A 17440-nucleotide genomic window follows, 5' to 3' on the forward strand; every position below is an offset into this window, starting at 1 on the left:
CTTCGAGTCAAATCCCACCTGGCCCGCATCTACACCAGACTCGACGTCGACTCACGCACCGCCGCCGTCGCCACCGCCACCAACCTCGGCCTCATCCGCCGCTGACCGGCAAGAAACGGGTGTTGCGACGCCACTCTCGCCCCGCGGAGAACCGACTGAACGACGGGACCCGGTCTGACACGAAAATGACGTGCAGTTCGCGGGTCAAGTGGCCGGCGCCGGGCCGCGTACTCCTCCAACGGCCCGGGCGCAGGCGGACCTGAATGGCGAGCGGTCATCCTCAGCCGCCAGCAAGGCAGTTGACTCCTACCACCGGCCTACGACCAACCCGCCCTACCGTCAACCCACGCCACCGCCGGAATTAACGGACCACCGGTAGTCAGCGGTCATCTCGCGCCAATTGGAGACGCCGGTTCCCGGCCGCATCATGCGCCTGCTTCCCGGGACGTACGGCGGGAGTCTCCGCCTGTACGACGACCGCGGCGCCCGTGGCGTCGAAGCTGGCTCCCATGGACCACCACGGAACCCGCGCCCCCGCCGTCATCGCCTCGGCGCGGTCGGCCGGCACCGCCACCAGCCTGCGCACCGGCAGCCGGACGAGCGCCCTGTGGCACGCCGCCCGGCCCTGCGAACGCCTCTGCTACGCGACCGGCGCCGTCCTCGCGTTGTCCGGCCTGGCTCACCTGGTGGTGTTCGCCGTCGACGGCGGCCCCTGGGACGGCCCCGTCTCCTGGCGCAAGCCCGTCACGTTCGGGCTCTCCTTCGGGCTGACACTGATCGCGGTCACCTGGGTGACGTCATACCTGCGCATCGGTGCGCGGGCCCGCGCCGTCCTGCTCGTCGTGTTCGCCGCGGACTGTTTCGTGGAGGTCGCCGGGATCACCCTCCAGGCGTGGCGCCATGTGCCCTCCCACCTCAACACCGAGACGCCGTTCGACACCATGGTTGCGATGACGCTCGCCGTGGGCGGCGGTGTCCTCGTCGTCGTGCTGTCGGTGTTCGCCGCCGCCGCTTTCCGGCACCGGCCGGGCGGCCCTCTGGGCATGGCGCTCGCACTGCGCTCCGGGTTCGCGATCCTGATCGTCGCGCTGCTGTCGGGCGCCGCGATGATCGCGCGCGGAGTCGTGCTGTCCCGCACCGGACACCAGCAGGCGGCGTACCACTCCACGGCGCCACTCAAGCCGCTGCACGGGGTGAGCCTGCACGCCGTGCTGGTGCTGCCCGCAGTCGCCTGGCTGCTGTCCCGCACGTCATGGCGCGACGCCGCGAAGCAGCGGATCATCTACGTCGCTGTCGGCGGCTACGCGGCCGCCGTGCTCGGCGCCGGGGTCTGGGCGACACTCACCCGGTGAGTCCCGGCAAGCCGCCCTCGTCGGAGACACTTTTCGCTTACCTGACCTCTATCGGCAGACCGTCTTGCGAGATCGAGGTTGCAGGAGAGGTCCGGTTGACGCTCTCAACGGAGCACCTGAAACTTAGCGACCATCACCCCAGGTTCGCTCGCTCCGAGGTTTCCTGCGCGCTCACCTTCGTCCGCCCGCGCCGCGATCGTCGTTCGGGAGCGCGGCTCAACCGCCGGCGCCAGGAACGCAGCGCAGCCCACACAGGCGAGGACGGCGAACATGGCGGATCGCAGACCGACGTGCTCACCGAGGAAGCCGAGTCCGGGCGGCCCGACGAGGAAGGCGATGTAGCCAATAGAGGCCACCAGACCGACTCGGGCTGTCGGGTCGGGCCCCGACTCGCCGGCGACGGAAAGCGCGAGCGGGAATCCCAGCGAAGCGCCCGGGCCCCAGAACAGCACAGCCGCACCAGCCAGGACGGCACTGTCACAGACAATAACGATGAGCAGGCCGAGTGCACCAGATACCGCACTGGCACGCACAACGGCGGCGCGGCAAAACGACGGCGGCCGCGCCGTCCTGCCCCCGCTTGCGGGCGGCCTTGGCGTACACGGGCGACGGACCCGGGAATGAGCTTGATCTTCGTGGCGCCCGTCCCGAACGGGATTCCGCGGGTGTCACGGAAGCCTGGGAGCGGGCCGGCTACGGCGCTGTTCAGCAGGGCCAGGCAACCCACGGTGTGCTCGACGGAGGGCTCAACTGCTGCGACATAGACGGAAACCGATGGCCCCCGTGTCGGCTTGGTCGGTCGGCATGGCCGGGAACCTAACAGGGCTTCGGCGCGCCCACAAGAGCCTGCGAGCCAGGATTCGCTCGATTCTGTCGTCTCCACACTTGATTCGAGCGAGTTGATCCGTCATCGTACTTGAAACGACTACACGACTTGCTGTTCATGCAGCTGAGGGGGTCCTTCATGGACGACATCGACCGGGCCATCCTGCGGGAGCTGCAGGTCGACGGTCGCATCCCCTACGCCGAGCTGGGGCCGAAGGTGGGACTGTCGCCCTCGGCCGCAAGGCACCGGCTGCAGCGCCTGATGGACACCAAGGCGGTCCAGGTCGTCGGGGTGACCGACCCGATGACCATGGGCCAGCAGACGATGGCTCTCCTGGGCCTGCGCATCGGTGGCGATTCCCGAGCAGTGGCCGACGAACTGTCCCGGCATGACGAAGTCGTGTACACAGTCCTGACTTCTGGCCGCTACGACCTGTTCGCCGAGGTCGTGTGCAGTCGCCCCAGTGATCTTCTGGACTTCATCAACGACGTCGTACGGGCCGTCGAGGGCGTCGCATCCGTGGAGAGCTTCCCCTACTTCGCGATTCACACGCACCGCTTCTTGTGGGAAGTCGACTGAGGCATCCGAGCGTCCGAGCCCGGCCTGCCCACACCACGCTCCACTCCAGCCGAGGAACCTTGCATGCCGCACGACGAGTACCGCACCATCGACTTCTTCAGCCAGGACGCGCTTCCCGTGCCACAGGTGACACCCGCTCAGGCAGAGCGCATTGCCGCCGAACGCTTCGGCATGAACGCTCGTGCGCAGGCACTGGGAAGCCAGCAGGACGCCAACTTCCTGCTGCACGGCGGCGATGGCACGGCCTTGGCCATTCTGAAGATCGCCAATCCCGCCTTCAGTCCTACGGAGATCGAAGCCCAGGACACCGCCGCCGACCTGATCGCTGCGGCTCACCCAGAACTGCGCATCGCCACCGTCCTGCGCCGCCCCGACGGTTCCCCGCAGTGCACGACGGTGGACACCGACAGCGGGCCGGCCATCGCGCGACTCCTGCAGTACCTGCCCGGCGGCGCGCTCTCGGGACCACGGCACCTGTCCCCGAGCACGGTGGCGGCCATGGGCACGATCGCCGGAAAGGTCAGCACCGCCCTGCGCGACTTCCACCACCCGGGCCTCGAGCGCGTTCTCCAGTGGGACCTGCGGCACACCGACCGCGTCGTCGCCAAGCTCGCAGAGCACATCGACGAGCCCGACCGGCGCGCCGCCGTTCAGGCCGCGACCGCCGACGCCTGGGCGCGGGTCCAGAAGCTTGCCGCCGTGCTTCCGTCGCAGGCGGTGCACCTGGACCTCACCGACGACAATCTGATCTGTTCTCCCGACGGCCGCCTGCCCATGCCCGACGGGGTCATCGACTTCGGTGACGTGACCACGAGCTGGGCGGTCGGCGAACTCGCTGTGTCGCTCTCCTCGATGCTCCACCACGACGGGGCCGAGCCCCATCACGTACTGCCCGCCGTCCGGGCCTTCCACGCCGTTCGGCCGCTCTCCCCGGAGGAGGCGGAGGCGTTGTGGCCGCTCGTGGTCCTGCGCGCGGCCGGCCTGGTCGCCAGCGGGCGGCACCAGGCCGCCGTCGACGAGGACAACGCCTACGCCAAGGCCGCGCTCGACCGCGAGTGGCACATATTCGAGCAGGCCGTCCGCCTTCCCCTTCCCGTGATGGTCCACCTCATCAAGGACGCGATCGGCCTGGCCGACGTGCCTGCCCGCGCCGATTCACCGGCGCACTTCCTGCTGCGCGGCCTCGCCGCCGACGACATCACTCTCCTCGACCTGTCCACCGGCGCCGATTCCATGGACCACGGAGCCTGGCTCGAAACCGGCACTGAGGACCGGCTGGTGGCCTCCGCACTCGCGGACGGAGCAGCCGCGGTGGCCACCCGGTACGCGCATGCACGACTCACTCAGGCTCCGGCATTGTCAGCCGTTTCCCCCGCCACGGTGCCCACCGGCATCGACCTGTGGCTCGGCCGAACCGCCCTGATGCAGGCTCCCGCCGCCGGGAAAGTGCTCGCCGCGGCACCGGGCCGTGTGGAGATCACCTTCGGCCCGCAGGTGCTGACGCTGTCCTTCCCTCACGGGGTCCACCCGATGGTCACCACCGGTGCGACGGTCCAGGCGGGCGAGGACATGGCCCACCTCCCCTCCGGAACTTCGATGCACATCGCACTGCACAACGCCGACAGCCCCAGCGCCCCTCCCCTGGTCCGCCCCGAGTACGCCGCCGGATGGCTCCCGCTCACCGCCGACCCCGCTCCGCTCCTCGGCCTCCCAGCCGCCGGCCAGACACATCACACGGACCTCCTGGACCGGCGTAACGCCGTTTTCGCGACCGTGCAGGAGCACTACTACGCCGAACCTCCCCGCATCGAGCGTGGCTGGCGCCACCATCTGCTCTCCACCGACGGCCGCTCCTACCTCGACATCGTCAACAACGTCACCCCGCTGGGCCACGCGCACCCGCGCGTCGAGCAGGCGGTCTCCCGGCAGTTGCGGCGGCTCAACACGAACTCGCGATTCCACTACGCCTCGGTGGTGGAGTTCACCGAACGCCTCGCCGCCCTCCTGCCCGAGCCCCTGGACACGGTGTTCCTGGTCAACTCCGGTTCCGAGGCGGTGGATCTGGGTCTGCGGCTGGCCATCGGTGCCTCCGGACAGCACGACGTCGTCGCACTGCGAGAGGCATACCACGGCTGGACCTACGCCTCCGACGCGGTCTCCACCTCACTCCAGGACAACCCGAACGCCCTGGCAACCCGGCCGAGTTGGGTCCACACCGTGGACTCGCCGAATTCCTATCGCGGCCTGCACCGCGGGGCAGACGCGGTGTGCTACGGGCCCGAGGCCGCCGCAGTGATCGACGAACTGGCCGCCTCCGGCAACCCGGCAGGAGCCTTCCTCAGCGAGACCTACTACGGCAACGCCGGTGGAGTGGCCCTGCCCGACGGCTACCTCGCCGAGGTGTACGCGGCGGTCCGCCGCCACGGCGGTCTGGCCGTCGCCGATGAGGTCCAGGTCGGCTACGGCCGCCTGGGCCACTGGTTCTGGGGCTTCGAGCAGCAGCAGGTCGTCCCTGACATCGTCTGTGTCGCCAAGGCCATGGGCAACGGGCACCCCCTCGGCGCCGTCATCACGTCCAAGTCGGTTGCGGACCGGTACCGCGACCAGGGCTACTTCTTCTCCTCCACCGGTGGCAGCCCGGCCTCCAGCGTCGTTGGCCTCACCGTCCTGGACACCCTGCGCGATGAGGACCTCCAGGGCAATGCGGTGCGCGTCGGCGGCCGTCTGAAGAGCCGTCTCGAGGCACTGGCCGACCGCTACGGCATCATCGGCGCCGTGCACGGCTCGGGCCTCTACCTCGGCCTCGAACTCGTCCGCGACCGCATCACCTTGGAACCCGCCACGGAAGAGACAGCCGAACTCTGCGACCGCATGCTCGACCTCGGCGTCATCGCCCAGCCCACCGGAGACCACCTCAACATCCTGAAGATCAAGCCGCCGTTGTGCATCGACACCACCGCGACCGACTTCTTCGTCGACATGCTGGACCACGCCCTCGCCCAACTCGGCCACTCCCGCTGACGTCGTACGTCCGGAAGCCGGATCTGACGCTGCCTCCGCGACGGGTGCCGGTCCGTCGGCTTAGTCGTCTCCGGCGGCTCGCACCCGCGGCGGCGGACGCGTCCACGGACGGGACTCCGAACTCATCGACCGGCTCGAGCCTCTGTGGCTCGCGCTGCACCCGCCGAGGTCGTCCACTGTGCGGACGCCGCCGAACGCGGCCAACACCGGTGCCCGCCGCCTCTATGAACGTCGGGGGCTGCAACCGGTCCTCACGTACTATGCCCGCTTCTCCGCCAGCGGGAAGCAGCCGTCGGTTTAGTTTAAAAGGCCCGGAATTTCTCGAAGGAAGGCTCGAACGACGGGTCAGGCAAGCGATATGCCTTGCACCGGGCCTCTTGTTTGCCCTGAGGTCCGACGCCGACCGCCCCGCCGGGGAAGGCATCGGGGATCATCGTCCATCCCAGATTCCGCTCGTAGTACTGCACGGCCGTGTGCACGGACGGCCACCAGTCGTCGTCGACAACAACCAGTCCACCGGGCCGGACGATCTTGCGCAAGAAGTAGAGATCGACGAAAACTTCGTGAAACCGGTGGCTCCCATCCACGAAGGCCGCGTCGGCGATGAACCCTTCGGTCAGCAACTGGGGGAGCGCGATCGACGAGGGAGCGAGCATGAGCGTGGCGATCGAGTCCAGCCCCGCAGAGCACAGCAGATCCCAGCCGACGTTGGAGTACTCGCGTTCTTGAAACGGGTCGATGATGACGTGCTGGGGAAGCGGACGGTTGACGGATACCAGTGCCTCACCGATGGCGAGGGCAGAGCCGGCGTAGGCGAGGCCGACCTCCACAACCTTCTCGACTCCCTCGGAGACCATCAGATCGCGCAGTTGATCGCAGTGCTGCTCGGGCACAGTGACGGTCTCGTAGTCCCCCTCCTGGTCTCGCGTCCGCGGCGGACCTTCCTGCGACAGACGGCGGCGCACCTCACGGACCCGAGCCGCACCTTCACCCGTGTTCGCCATTACTGACCACTACCGCTCTTGCCTCGCCCTCCGTCGCGATCGCGGCGTCATTGCTCAACCGGTGCCCCTGCCCCTTTGAGAGATGAAGGTCCGCGGCCGGGTATTCATCCCTGCCGAGGAAGATCATGTCACGAGCTCTTCGCTGATCACAGAACATGAACATGGCCAGCCTGAATCCGCGACTGAACGGTGGACATTATATGCTTTTATTTGAGGCGGTGGTCCGATAGCCCCGGGAGCTGAACGGTATGGACTCTGACGCGTGCGGGCCGGGCCAGCGAGCGGATGTACGTCCCACCAGGAGCCGCGACGATGTGCTGGTGGAAGCAGCGCGCCGTACGCTGCGTGATCTGCAGGCTTCCTCGGTGGCCGTGTTCCTTCCTGTGCGGGGGCAGCCCATGCTGGGCGCAGCAGTCGCCGCCGTCGAACCGCTCGGAATCGGGCTGATGGAGCGGTTGCCCATTGATGATGAGGTTTTCCCGTCCGCCGCCGCCTACAAAACTGGCAGGCCCAAGGTCGCGCATTCTATTGACACTCTCGGCAAGCATCCGGAATTCGCCGCGTTCGCCCCCTACCCCCTCACCGTCGCTTCGGCGCCACTGGAGTCGGCGGGTAAGCGGTTCGGCGCGATCGCTGCCTTCTGGCCTGGGATTTTCCGTAAAGTCCGTTCGGGCGAACTGGACCGACTTACGGCCGGGGGCCGGGAGGTCGCCCGTGAGCTAGTTCCTTTGGCAGCAGCGGGCATCTCGATGCAAGCCGGCGAGGTACCGTTGGTGGTGGCTCCGTTGAGTACCGTGTCTCCGAGCAGCGGTGAAGATGCTGTTTGGGACGCAGAGACAGCACCTCTTCTCTACCACGTTCAGCAATTGGCCCTGAGGCTGCCCAGCGCGCTCAGCCTTGAGGATGCCGTCCACGAAGTCAACCAGCGAGTCGTTGCTGGACTGAAGGCCCGGGCGACCGCCATTACCTCGCTGGAAAACGGACGGCTGCGGGTGGTCGGCTCCTCTGGTTGCTCGCAGGCTTTCTTGCGGAAATTGGAAGCCTCCTCATCCTGTAGCGGTATGCCCGAGGAACGCGCCATGACGGAGAGGCGGCAGCTCTTCTTCGAAACGGCTCATCTGGAGGCGAGAAGCCGAGTCGAGCCGGCAGGGGGAAACGACGGTGCTGAGGAATACATATGGATAGTAAGTCCCCTTCTGGCTGGCAGGCGAGTGCTCGGTACGTGTTCTATCGGTTTCACGGCCGACGGCCGCCACTTCGCTGCCGAGCGGGCTGCTCTTAATGCCTTGGTACCTCTTCTTGGCCAGGCGTTCGAGCGGATTCGCACCCAGGACGCCTCTCACGCGCTGGCACGACAACTGCAGCAGGCCCTCCTGCCACGGATGCTGCCGAGTATCCCCGGACTGGTCTCCACCAGCCGCTATGTACCTGCTAGTGGTGGCCTTGAGCTTGGCGGCGACTGGTACGACCTGATACCTCTCCCGGCCGGCGGTGTCACGGCCGTCATCGGAGACGTGGAAGGCCACAGCACGGCCGCGGCGGTGGTGATGGGACAGCTCCGTAGCGCCGTTCGGGCTTACGCCACCGACGGGCTCAGCCCCGGGCCGCTCCTGCGGCGTACCAATCGTTTGCTGACCGAGCTCAGGACGGAACTCTTCGCCACCTGCTGCTGTGCATTGCTGGACCCGGAAACGGGACACATGCGCGTTGCGACAGCGGGCCACCCGTTCCCGCTGATCAGGCAGATGTCCGGTCGCTATCTCGATCCCCAACCGGATGTGGGTCCGCCGCTCGGGGTCGACGCCGAATACGAATACACCGATGTCGGCGTTCATCTGGAGCCTGGAGCACTTGTGGCCTTCTACACTGACGGTTTCCTCCGCGCGGACCTTGATTGTGAGATGGGCCGCGGCGTCATTGACACGGCCTACGCCGTCTCCCATGGACAACTGGAGGCCATTGGTGACGAGGTGGTGAAACGCACGACCGTTTTTCCACGAGCCGTGGACGATGCGGCGCTGCTGCTTCTGCGCTACGAGGAGCCCTCGGCGCAGGCACGTCACTATGTGCAGCGCCTGGAGATCCCTCGACGTGATCTGCGGGGAGTGCAGCGGGCCCGCCTGTTTCTGCGCGAGTGGCTGTCTGCTTGGTACATCGAGGCGCTCGACGACGACGCGCAACTCCTGTTGTCGGAGGTCGTGACCAATGCGCTTGTGCATGCCGACAGCGACGTTGACCTCAGGGTTCGGCGGTACCCTCACCATCTGCGCGTGGAGGTCAGGGACAGCGACCCCCACCCCGCCATCAACGTCGGAAGTCCTGGCGAGGACCAGGCCGAAGGCGGTCGGGGAATGATGATCGTCTCGGCTCTCGCCTCAGCATGGGGCAACTCGCCCAGCGGCCGCGGAAAAACGGTGTGGTTCGAACTTCCTCTCTGACACCGCCCGGCCCCGCGCCGGCCGCGGCTTGGCCGAGGTCCGTGTCCTCCACGACCGCTCGTTCGAGCCGTCGACGGTGGTGTGGCCGGACGGCGGGACGTGGGTCGCCGACGTCCGGCGCAGAGCCGACGAGCTGGGCACGGAGCGCCGCAACAACCTCGACCAGTTCGGGATGCGTTGGTAAACCGCGCGCGACCTGCGACCTGGTTGAAGAGCGGCCGGCACCGTGTCCTCGCAACTCTCCGATCTGCCGATGGTCGTGGACAAGCCGATCGCGGGGACCGCGGCCGAGGATGGGGACCGCGCTCGGCGAGCGCTGTCGACTCCTACGCGTGGATGATCGGCCGGGTACCGCACACGCGGTACCTTCGTGGCTCCCGCAGCGTCCGCGGTAGGTGGATGCGGCATCGGCGGCAGCGCGAATTGCCTGCGCCCGCCGGACGACCGGTGGCGGGTCCGGCGGACATGATGGGGCGACGTCCAGTCGTAAAAGGGAGCACCTCATGCCAGTCCGATTTGTGCTTGCCGCGTCGGCATCCACGCATGGTTCGGCCCAGTTGGCCGTGGTTTACGGCGTGACCGCCGGGCGGCTCGTGGGCGGCACGGCCGCACTGGTGGCGTTGGCCGGTGTGATCGTCGGTGGGCTGGCCCTGGCCCGCTCCGTCGGTCCTGGCGGCGCCGACAAGCGGGGAAGCAGGGCCCTCGTGGCCGTGGTGGCGGGGCTGTTCGGCATGATCGTCGGCGCGCTGAATCTGGCCGTCGCCGACGGTGGTCCCGGCACCGGCAACGGAGTAGTCGGTGGCGCCCTTGCCCTGCTGCTGGGGGTGATCGCCACGGTCCTCGGTCAGCTGGCCCGCTCCCGCCGCACCGGCTGACCACCCCTGTCGAAAGGCAGGGCGGTGGCCCTGATGGCCGGCACGGCGCAGCTGGGGGTGATGCCACGACCTGAGCCTGCCGTATCGCCGCCCCTCAAAGAAGAACCGTGCCACTCATCGTCCAGAACACAGCCGTTCGGGTCGCACGCCATGCACGCCGCCACCGGATCGGCACGGACGGCCGCGCCGTTGACCTCACCGGACGGTGCCGTATCCGGCGGGAGATGCAGCCGCGCCTTCCCCGGCCGCAAAGTCGGCTGCCGACTGCTGGGGTCAGGGCTGGGCGCCGTTGCCCTGGCGGACCCGGTCCAGGAGGTCACGGTGCAGAGCGGTCGGTCCTGCGGCCCCGGTTGTTCCCCGTGCTGCCGGAGTGAGCAAGCCTCGGCCCAGTCGGATGAGTTCGTGTCGGAGCAAAGCTTTTGCCTTGCGCAAGGCCGTAATTATGATTCCGGCAGATCGATCAGCTTACGGGGCAGAGGAGAACAACCCCAGCATGATGGGACATTCGCATGCCGTCAGCGGTGCACTGCTCTTCGCGGGCACCGCGCCCTTTGTGCCACCCCTGGTGTTGCACACACATCTGGCTCCGCAGGAGATCCTCATGGGCACCGTGCTGTGCGCGGGCGCGGCGCTGCTCCCCGACCTGGACCATCATGACGGGACAATCGCCAACTTCCTCGGCCCGGTCTCCAAGGTGCTCTGCCGATTCGTCGCCTGGATCTCCGGCGGCCACCGTTACGCCACGCACTCCCTGTTCTTCGTCATCCTCATGACGGTCGGCAGCTGGGCCGGAATCGCCTATCTGGGCAGGCCGTTCACCATCGCCATGAGCTTCTTCCTGCTGGCGCTGGCCGTCCGGGCGCTCAACCTCTGTCCTCCGGGGCACGGCTTCCACGCATGGGGCACCATCGTGGCCCTGGCCGGCCTGGGAACCGCAGCCATCGACAAGTTCATTCCCTCCGCCCCCGGTTGGCTCCCCTACGCCATCGGTCTGGGGTGCGTGGCGCACCTGCTCGGTGACTCCATCACCAAGCGCGGTGCGCCCTGGCTGTGGCCGCTGAAGTCACGGTACGAGATCGCACTGATCAAGAGCAGTGGCAACAAGGTGGAGACCGAGATACTCACGCCGCTGATGGGTGTCGCCACCATCGCGCTGCTCTGGCTCACCGTCCTGTCACCGCACCCCCTCCGCTGAGGTTCCTCTTGCCGAAATCCCAGTATGGGCACGGAAGTTGGGCTATTCGGTTCGAGCGGTGACGGCCTTATCGTGCGCGAGTGGCTGATGTGGGCGTCGATGGGGGTGAGTGACCGCTTCCCGGACCCGTCGAGAAACTCCTGCGGAGGCTGACGTACGCCCTACGAGACCGCCGAATGCCGCGGCTCCCCCGCCGCCGGTCAGGCCGCGCGGGATCGCCCGAGGCGCCGCAGCAGCCGGTGCATCGCCTCCGCGGACTCGGTCATGGCCGCCAACGAGCAGGATTCATCGGTGACATGGGCCTGCTCGGGGTCGCCCGGTCCGTACACCACGACTGCCGGGTCGCCGAGGCGGCCGGTCAGCACCGAGGCGTCGGTGAAGTAGGTCGCGTACTCGGCCGGGCGGGCCGAGGAGCCGGGGGCGAGGATCTCCTGCGCTTCGGCGGCGGCTGACGGGTCGGTGGCGACGCCGGGCAGGTCCAGCAGCCGTTCGAGGCCGATGTCGTCGCCGCACAGCCAGGCGATCTCCGCGACGGCCTCGTCCCGGCCGAAGCCCGGCACGGTGCGCACGTCCAGCCGCATCTCGGCGCGGTCCGGCACCAGGTTGGGCTCCTCGCCCGCGTGGAACGTCCCGATGTTGACCGTCGCCGGGCCGTGTGTCGCGCTCACCGGCCAGCCATGGTGCCCGTGGATCCTGATCGCCGCGGCGGCAAGCGCGGCGATCGCGTTGCTGCCCAGTTCCGGACGGGAACCGTGCGCGGAGACTCCGACGGCCGTCGCGGCGAGCCACAGGACGCCCTTGTGCCCGAGGACGGTCCGGTTTCCGGTCGGCTCGGCCACGATGAGCAGGTCGGTGGGGGTGAGTGACGCCGCGTCGATCAGCTCGGCTCCCTCGCAGCCGGTCTCCTCGCCGAAGGTGAGGATCAGTTGCACCGCCAGGTCCCGCGGGCTTTCCCGGGCGGCCCGTATCGCCGCCTCGACCTGGCAGGCGACGCCCGCTTTCATGTCGCTGCTGCCGCGGCCGAGCAGACGGCCGTCGCGCAGTTCCCCGCTCATGGGGTCGAACGACCAGCCCGACGGGTCGGCGGGCACGGTGTCCAGATGCCCGGTGAAGGTGACCGGCATCCGCGGTTCCGCGGGCCCGAACCGGGCGACGACATTGGCCCGGCCCGGTATCGGCTCCTCGACACGGACCTCGAATCCCGCGCTGTCCAGCCGATTCGCGATCAGTTCCGCGGCCGGTGCCTCCCGGCCGCCCCGAGTGTCGATCCGCACCAGCCGTCGCGCGAGGTCCGTCGCGCCGGGCCATGCGTCCGTGCCGTCCATCGGGACTCTCCTCGGGTTGTGGTGAGTTGCCGTCATGCGCGGTCCTGAGGCGCTTTCGGGGCCCGGGTGCTGTCGCGTACCACCAGGGTCGGCACAAGCGCGATGTGCGCGTGCGGGCCGCGCTCGGCGCCGCCCGCCGGTCCCGTCGCGGCCAGCAGCCGTACCGCTTCCGCGGCGATCCGGTCGCGGGGCTGATGGACCGTGGTCAGGCCCGGCTCCGCCAGCCGGGAGAACTCGATGTCGTCGTAGCCGGTCACCTGCACCTGCCCGGGCACCGCGACACCGTGGGCCCGGCAGGCGCGGCTGACCCCGAGCGCGATCAGGTCATCGGCGCACACGATCGCGTCCGGAAGGCCGCCCTCCGCGATCAGCCGGGCCACGGCGGCCTCGCCCCACTCCACGCTGTAGTCCCCCAGGAGCACCTGGTCCGGCTTCACCTCGATGCCCAGCTCCTCGGCGCGCCGCCGGAACCCGGCGAACCGCTGTTCCGTGGAGGAGTGCGTCATCAGCGAGCCGACGAAGGCCGCCGACCGCGCCCCGCCGTCGTGGAGGTGATCCATGATCTGCCGCATCGCGGCGACGTCGTCGACACCCACCCAGTCGGTACTGGTGCCGTCGACGAATCGGTCGAGTTGGACGAGCGGCAGCCGGTCCGCGGTCTGCTGCACGGCAGGCCGGCTGTCGGTGCCGTGGCACGGGCTGACGATGATGCCGTCGACGTTGCGCGCGGCGAGCGAGGCCAGCCGGCGGGCCTCGATCTGCGGATCGGAGCGCGCGTCGCACAGGAACAGCTCCTTGCCCTCCTTCCCCAGGGCGTGTTCCACGCTCTCCACCAGGGAGGTGAAGAACGGGTTGGTGATGCTGGGCACGACCATCCCCACCGTGTCGGTACGGCTGTTGCGCAGTGCCCTGGCGATGACATTGATCTGGTAGCCGAGCTCATCAGCGGCGCGGCGCACCTTGCGTTCGACCGCGGCCGACACCTGGCCCCGGCGGGAGAGCACCCGCGACACGGTGGCGGTGGAAACACCGGCCCGCTCCGCGACCTGAGCGATCGTAACCCGCTGCAATCGATTACCTTCCTGCCGAGAAGCCTGGCTGTCACATACCTCCAACAGCCCGGATTGAGTGAGCATAGAGCCTTGACACGGCGCCGAACGCCTGCCTACGGTCCACCGCAACTCAACTGTAATCGATTGCATTGGGGTGCAGTGATGAAGACGTCCGGGAGCCCGAACAAGCTGGGAGTGTTCCCGCCCCGGCCGAACGCGATCGGGGAGCTGTTCGGCACTCCGAAGGTCGTCATCGGCGTGGTGCACCTGCCGCCGCTGCCCGGCAGCCCCCATTACGAGGGCGTCTCGCTGGACGAGATCTCCGCCTTCGCGGTCGAGGAGGCGCGGGCCTATCTGGAGGGCGGCTGCCACGGGCTGATCGTGGAGAACCACTGGGACCTCCCGTTCCTGAAGCCGGGAGAGCACGGCTATGAGACATCGGCCGCGATGGCCGTGGTGACCGACCGGGTACGGCACGCCACGCTGGAGGGAGCCGGCAGCCGGCTGGGGGTCAGCGTGCTGTCCAACGCCGCCGAGTGCTCGATCGCCTCCGCCTGGTCCGGCGGCGCCGGGTTCGTACGGGTCAACCAGTGGGCCAACGCCTACGTCGCCAACGAGGGCATCATCGAAGGCCAGTCGGCGCACGCCACCCGCTATCGCAGCCGGATCGGCGCCGGCCCGGTGAAGGTCTTCGCCGATGTGCACGTCAAGCACGGTTCGCACGCCATCGTCGCCGACCGCACGCTGGCCGAACAGACCGAGGACGCCGAGTTCTTCGGCGCCGACGTCCTGATCGCCACCGGCTCCCGGACCGGGGACGCCGCCTCGCTGGAGGAGGTGGAGGGCATCGCCGCCCACACCACCCTGCCGGTCGTGATCGGATCCGGTATCACCGCGGGCAACATCGGCGGCCTGCTGCCCGCCTGCAACGGTGTGATCGTCGCGTCCTCGGTGAAGGACAACGGCCGCTGGTGGGGCCGGGTCGACCAGGCCAAGGTCCGCGAGCTGACCGCCGCGGCGGCCAAGGCCGGAGTGGTGCTCCCGTGATCGTCTTCTGCGGGTACGCCAACGTCGACCTCACCGTCGGTGTTCCGGAGCTGCCCGCTCCCGGTGCCCGGGTTCAGGCGACCGCCGTCCGCCAGGGCCATGGCGGGATGGCCGCCAACGCCTCGGTGGCCGCGGCCCGCACAGGGGCGGAGGCATGGTTCGCCGGCGTGGTCGGTCCGGATCAGCAGAGCACGGCGTTCCTCGCCTCGCTCGCCGCCGACGGGGTCCGCACCGACTGGACCGCCCGCACCGGCGCTCTCACCACCGCTGTCGTGCTGCTCACCCCGGACGGCGAGCGCGCCGTCATCAGCCAGGACGACGAGCTGGACGCCCAGCACATCACCCGGACCGCGCGGGCCTCGCACAAGGCCGGGGCGAACTGGCTCTACGTCGACGGCTACCGCTTCCCCGAGGCCGCCGCCGCGCTGGCCGAGGCCGCCGCCGACGCCCCGGCCCGGAAGCCGGGCCCCGGCCTGGTGGTGGACCTCGACGGCTGCGACCGGGCGGAGGCGATGCGCGCCGCGCTGGCCGCCGCGGACCATGTCATCCTCGGCCGGCCGCTGGCCCTCGCGCTGCTGGGCGCGGATCCGGCCCTGGCCCGGGCCGCCGTCGAGCATGACGTCCATCTGGTCGTGACCGACGGTTCGCGTGGCTGGACGCTGCTGACCCCCGCCGGGGAACGCCACGACGGCGCGGCGATCCCGGTGGACGCGGTGGACGCCACCGGCGCCGGGGACTGTTTCACCGGCGCGTACTGCGCCGAACTGGACCGCGGCCGGTCCCCGCTGGAGGCGGCGCGCTTCGCCGGCGTAGCCGCCGGCCTGTCCTGCACCCGGCCCGGTGCCCGCGACGGGCTGCCCGACCGGCGGGCCGTCGAAGCCTGGCTCGAAGCCCATACCGGCCCCCGGGCCCCGGAGTCGGCCCGCCCCCAGTAGACAAGGAGAGCAGATGCGCCAGAAAGTGACGGCCGTGGTCGCGCTGGGCCTGCTGCTGACGACCGTCGGCTGCGACACCCAGGCCCGCCGCGAGATGGCGGCCGAGAAGAAGTCCACCGAGCAGGGCCCGCCCCCACCCGCGAAGGTCGCCGACTCCTGTAGCGTGCGCGGCCGCGCTCCGAAGATCGGGATCGTGCCCATCAACCTCCAGGCGCTGTTCTTCAACCAGATCAACACCGGCGCCCAGACCGTGGCCCGCAAGGCCGGTGTCAAGACCCAGATCGTCAACGGCAACGACGACTCCGCCACCCAGGCCAACGCCATCGACGACCTGGTCGCCAACCACTACGACGCCATCATCGTGGACGCGGTCGACACCGAGGGGATCAAGCCCGCCATCCGCCGCGCCGAGGCGGCCGGCGTGCCGGTCGTCGCCGTGGACGCCACCGTCGACGACCCCGCGGTCTCCGTCCAGGTGGGCACCGGCAATCTGGCGGGCGGCCGACAGATCGGCGAGGCCCTGCTCAAGACCGCCGGCAACCGCGGTGGGATCGGCGTGGTCGGCGCGCTCAACAGCACCATCCAGAACGAGCGGCAGAAAGGTTTCACCGACACCGTCACCGCCAAGGGCATGAAGATCCAGAACGTGGTCGACGGCCGCAACATCCAGGAGAACGCCCAGACCGCCGCCGAGAACCTGCTCACCCGCGACCCCGGCCTGAAGTACGCCTACGCCACCGGGGAGCCCGCTCTGATCGGCCTGGCCGCCGCCGTGGTCAGCCAGCACCGCACCAAGGACCTCAAGGTCGTCGGCTGGGACCTGTCCAGCCAGGCCGTGGACGGGCTGCGGGCCGGCTGGATCACCGGCGTCCTCCAGCAGAACACCTTCCGGTTCGGCTACGAGGCCATGAACTCCGCGATCGATCTGGCCTGCGGCCGCACCCCCCGCAAGAACGTCCCCGTTCCCACCCAGCTGGTCACCCCGGACAACGTCAAGAACTACCTCTACTACCTGGAGAAGTGATGGGCGAGAGCGCGCTGGTCTCCCTGCGGGGAATCACCAAATCCTTCGGCGCCGTCCGCTCGCTGCGGGGCGTCGACCTGACCCTGGCCCCGGGCGAGGTGCTCGGCCTGGTCGGCGACAACGGCGCCGGAAAGTCGACCCTCATGAAGGTTCTGGCCGGGGCGGTCCAGCACGACGGAGGGCAGATCTCCATCGACGGCCGCGACGTCCGCTTCACCAGCCCCGCCGACGCCCGCCGCGAGCGGGTCGGCATCGTGTACCAGGACCTCGCCCTGTGCGACACCCTCGATGTCGCCAGCAATCTGTTCCTCGGCCGCGAACCCCGCAAGGGCCCCTTCATCGACCGCGCCAGGATGCACGCCCGAGCGGCCGAAACCCTCTCCGAACTGCATGTGCGGGTGAAGTCCACCTACCAGGAGATCGGCGAGTTGTCCGGAGGCCAGCGGCAGGCCGTGGCCATCGCCCGGGCGGTGTCCTTCCGTCCGCGCGTGCTGATCCTGGACGAGCCCACCGCCGCCCTCGCCGTCGCCGAGGTCCGGCAGGTGCTGAAGATGATCCGCGACGTGGCCGCCCAGGGCGTCGGCGTCATCCTGATCACCCACCGACTGCAGGACCTGTTCGAGGTCTGCGACCGGATCACCGTGATGTACGAGGGGCGCAGCGTCGAGGACGCCCCGATCTCCGAACTCGACATCGAGCGGCTCGTCGCCATGATCACCCGATCCGGCACCACGACCGGCGGGCCCGACACCGAGGAGGTGGCCTGA

14 protein-coding genes and 2 pseudogenes are annotated in these 17440 nt (G+C 69.0%); 12 read left to right on the plus strand and 4 right to left on the minus strand.

Features of this window, described 5'->3' with window-relative positions:
• Positions 1-6: 6 nt before the first annotated feature.
• Positions 7-105 (plus strand): annotated as a pseudogene (locus tag ACF09J_RS25270) (DNA-binding response regulator); the annotation flags it as partial.
• Between the two features lie 404 nt (positions 106-509).
• Positions 510-1352, plus strand: a complete 843-nt coding sequence (locus ACF09J_RS25275) for a hypothetical protein (RefSeq protein ID WP_392307718.1) — start codon at positions 510-512, stop codon at positions 1350-1352.
• 104 nt (positions 1353-1456) lie between these two features.
• On the opposite strand, the pseudogene ACF09J_RS25280 reads toward ACF09J_RS25275, so the two are convergent.
• Positions 1457-1903: pseudogene (locus tag ACF09J_RS25280) on the minus strand (MFS transporter); the annotation flags it as partial.
• Positions 1904-2316: 413 nt separating this feature from the next.
• On the opposite strand from ACF09J_RS25280, the gene ACF09J_RS25285 reads away from it, so the two are divergent.
• Together ACF09J_RS25285 and ACF09J_RS25290 are read left to right on the plus strand one after the other, a co-directional pair.
• The gene (locus ACF09J_RS25285; RefSeq protein WP_392307719.1) at positions 2317-2757 is read left to right on the plus strand and encodes an Lrp/AsnC family transcriptional regulator; all 441 of its coding nucleotides are present in this window, start codon (positions 2317-2319) and stop codon (positions 2755-2757) included.
• A gap of 63 nt (positions 2758-2820) precedes the next feature.
• Positions 2821-5778: an aminotransferase gene (locus tag ACF09J_RS25290; RefSeq protein ID WP_392307720.1), complete on the plus strand. Its 2958-nt coding sequence runs from the start codon at positions 2821-2823 to the stop codon at positions 5776-5778.
• A 302-nt stretch (positions 5779-6080) separates the two neighbouring features.
• On the opposite strand, the gene ACF09J_RS25295 is transcribed toward ACF09J_RS25290, so the two are convergent.
• Positions 6081-6743 (minus strand): class I SAM-dependent methyltransferase, encoded by a 663-nt coding sequence (locus ACF09J_RS25295; protein ID WP_392307721.1) that lies wholly within the window; start codon positions 6741-6743, stop codon positions 6081-6083.
• A 353-nt stretch (positions 6744-7096) separates the two neighbouring features.
• On the opposite strand from ACF09J_RS25295, the gene ACF09J_RS25300 reads away from it, so the two are divergent.
• From ACF09J_RS25300 to ACF09J_RS25315, 4 genes are all read left to right on the plus strand, one after another.
• Positions 7097-9220, plus strand: coding sequence for a SpoIIE family protein phosphatase (locus ACF09J_RS25300; protein WP_392307722.1), 2124 nt, complete (start codon positions 7097-7099; stop codon positions 9218-9220).
• A 28-nt stretch (positions 9221-9248) separates the two neighbouring features.
• Positions 9249-9404, plus strand: coding sequence for a hypothetical protein (locus ACF09J_RS25305; RefSeq protein ID WP_392307723.1), 156 nt, complete (start codon positions 9249-9251; stop codon positions 9402-9404).
• Positions 9405-9723: 319 nt separating this feature from the next.
• Entirely contained in the window at positions 9724-10095 is a 372-nt protein-coding gene (locus tag ACF09J_RS25310; protein WP_392307724.1) for a DUF6223 family protein, read from the plus strand.
• A gap of 493 nt (positions 10096-10588) precedes the next feature.
• Positions 10589-11290, plus strand: a complete 702-nt coding sequence (locus tag ACF09J_RS25315; RefSeq protein ID WP_392307725.1) for a metal-dependent hydrolase — start codon at positions 10589-10591, stop codon at positions 11288-11290.
• 200 nt (positions 11291-11490) lie between these two features.
• Here ACF09J_RS25315 and ACF09J_RS25320 read toward each other — a convergent pair whose 3' ends face one another.
• Both ACF09J_RS25320 and ACF09J_RS25325 read right to left on the minus strand, forming a co-directional pair.
• Complete coding sequence (locus ACF09J_RS25320; protein WP_392307726.1) at positions 11491-12615, minus strand: M20 family metallopeptidase; 1125 nt, start codon at positions 12613-12615, stop codon at positions 11491-11493.
• 32 nt (positions 12616-12647) lie between these two features.
• The gene (locus tag ACF09J_RS25325) at positions 12648-13685 is read right to left on the minus strand and encodes a LacI family DNA-binding transcriptional regulator (protein WP_392307727.1); all 1038 of its coding nucleotides are present in this window, start codon (positions 13683-13685) and stop codon (positions 12648-12650) included.
• A gap of 144 nt (positions 13686-13829) precedes the next feature.
• Between ACF09J_RS25325 and ACF09J_RS25330 the strand changes: the two genes are divergently transcribed.
• From ACF09J_RS25330 to ACF09J_RS25345, 4 genes are read left to right on the plus strand one after another with little or no spacing between them, the layout of a single operon-like run.
• On the plus strand, positions 13830-14714 hold the full coding sequence (locus ACF09J_RS25330; RefSeq protein WP_392307728.1) for a BtpA/SgcQ family protein: 885 nt from the start codon (positions 13830-13832) through the stop codon (positions 14712-14714).
• Positions 14711-15649: a carbohydrate kinase family protein gene (locus ACF09J_RS25335; RefSeq protein ID WP_392307729.1), complete on the plus strand. Its 939-nt coding sequence runs from the start codon at positions 14711-14713 to the stop codon at positions 15647-15649. Before ACF09J_RS25330 ends, ACF09J_RS25335 begins: the two co-directional genes overlap by 4 nt.
• Before the next feature lie 13 nt (positions 15650-15662).
• Positions 15663-16673 carry a substrate-binding domain-containing protein gene (locus ACF09J_RS25340; protein ID WP_392307730.1) on the plus strand — a complete coding sequence of 337 codons (1011 nt, stop codon included), beginning with the start codon at positions 15663-15665 and terminating at the stop codon, positions 16671-16673.
• Positions 16673-17440 carry an ATP-binding cassette domain-containing protein gene (locus tag ACF09J_RS25345; RefSeq protein ID WP_392307731.1) on the plus strand — a complete coding sequence of 256 codons (768 nt, stop codon included), beginning with the start codon at positions 16673-16675 and terminating at the stop codon, positions 17438-17440. Before ACF09J_RS25340 ends, ACF09J_RS25345 begins: the two co-directional genes overlap by 1 nt.

The organism is Streptomyces sp. NPDC014889 (assembly GCF_043081205.1).
Taxonomy (GTDB): Bacteria; Actinomycetota; Actinomycetes; order Streptomycetales; family Streptomycetaceae; genus Streptomyces.

Coding starts and splice junctions, on each gene's coding strand:
- ACF09J_RS25315 (WP_392307725.1), top strand. CDS start 10,589: ATGATGGGACATTCGCATGCCGTCAGCGGTGCACTGCTCTTCGCGGGC.
- ACF09J_RS25345 (WP_392307731.1), top strand. CDS start 16,673: ATGGGCGAGAGCGCGCTGGTCTCCCTGCGGGGAATCACCAAATCCTTC.
- ACF09J_RS25310 (WP_392307724.1), top strand. CDS start 9,724: ATGCCAGTCCGATTTGTGCTTGCCGCGTCGGCATCCACGCATGGTTCG.
- ACF09J_RS25340 (WP_392307730.1), top strand. CDS start 15,663: ATGCGCCAGAAAGTGACGGCCGTGGTCGCGCTGGGCCTGCTGCTGACG.
- ACF09J_RS25290 (WP_392307720.1), top strand. CDS start 2,821: ATGCCGCACGACGAGTACCGCACCATCGACTTCTTCAGCCAGGACGCG.
- ACF09J_RS25320 (WP_392307726.1), bottom strand. CDS start 12,615: ATGGACGGCACGGACGCATGGCCCGGCGCGACGGACCTCGCGCGACGG.
- ACF09J_RS25330 (WP_392307728.1), top strand. CDS start 13,830: ATGAAGACGTCCGGGAGCCCGAACAAGCTGGGAGTGTTCCCGCCCCGG.
- ACF09J_RS25275 (WP_392307718.1), top strand. CDS start 510: ATGGACCACCACGGAACCCGCGCCCCCGCCGTCATCGCCTCGGCGCGG.
- ACF09J_RS25285 (WP_392307719.1), top strand. CDS start 2,317: ATGGACGACATCGACCGGGCCATCCTGCGGGAGCTGCAGGTCGACGGT.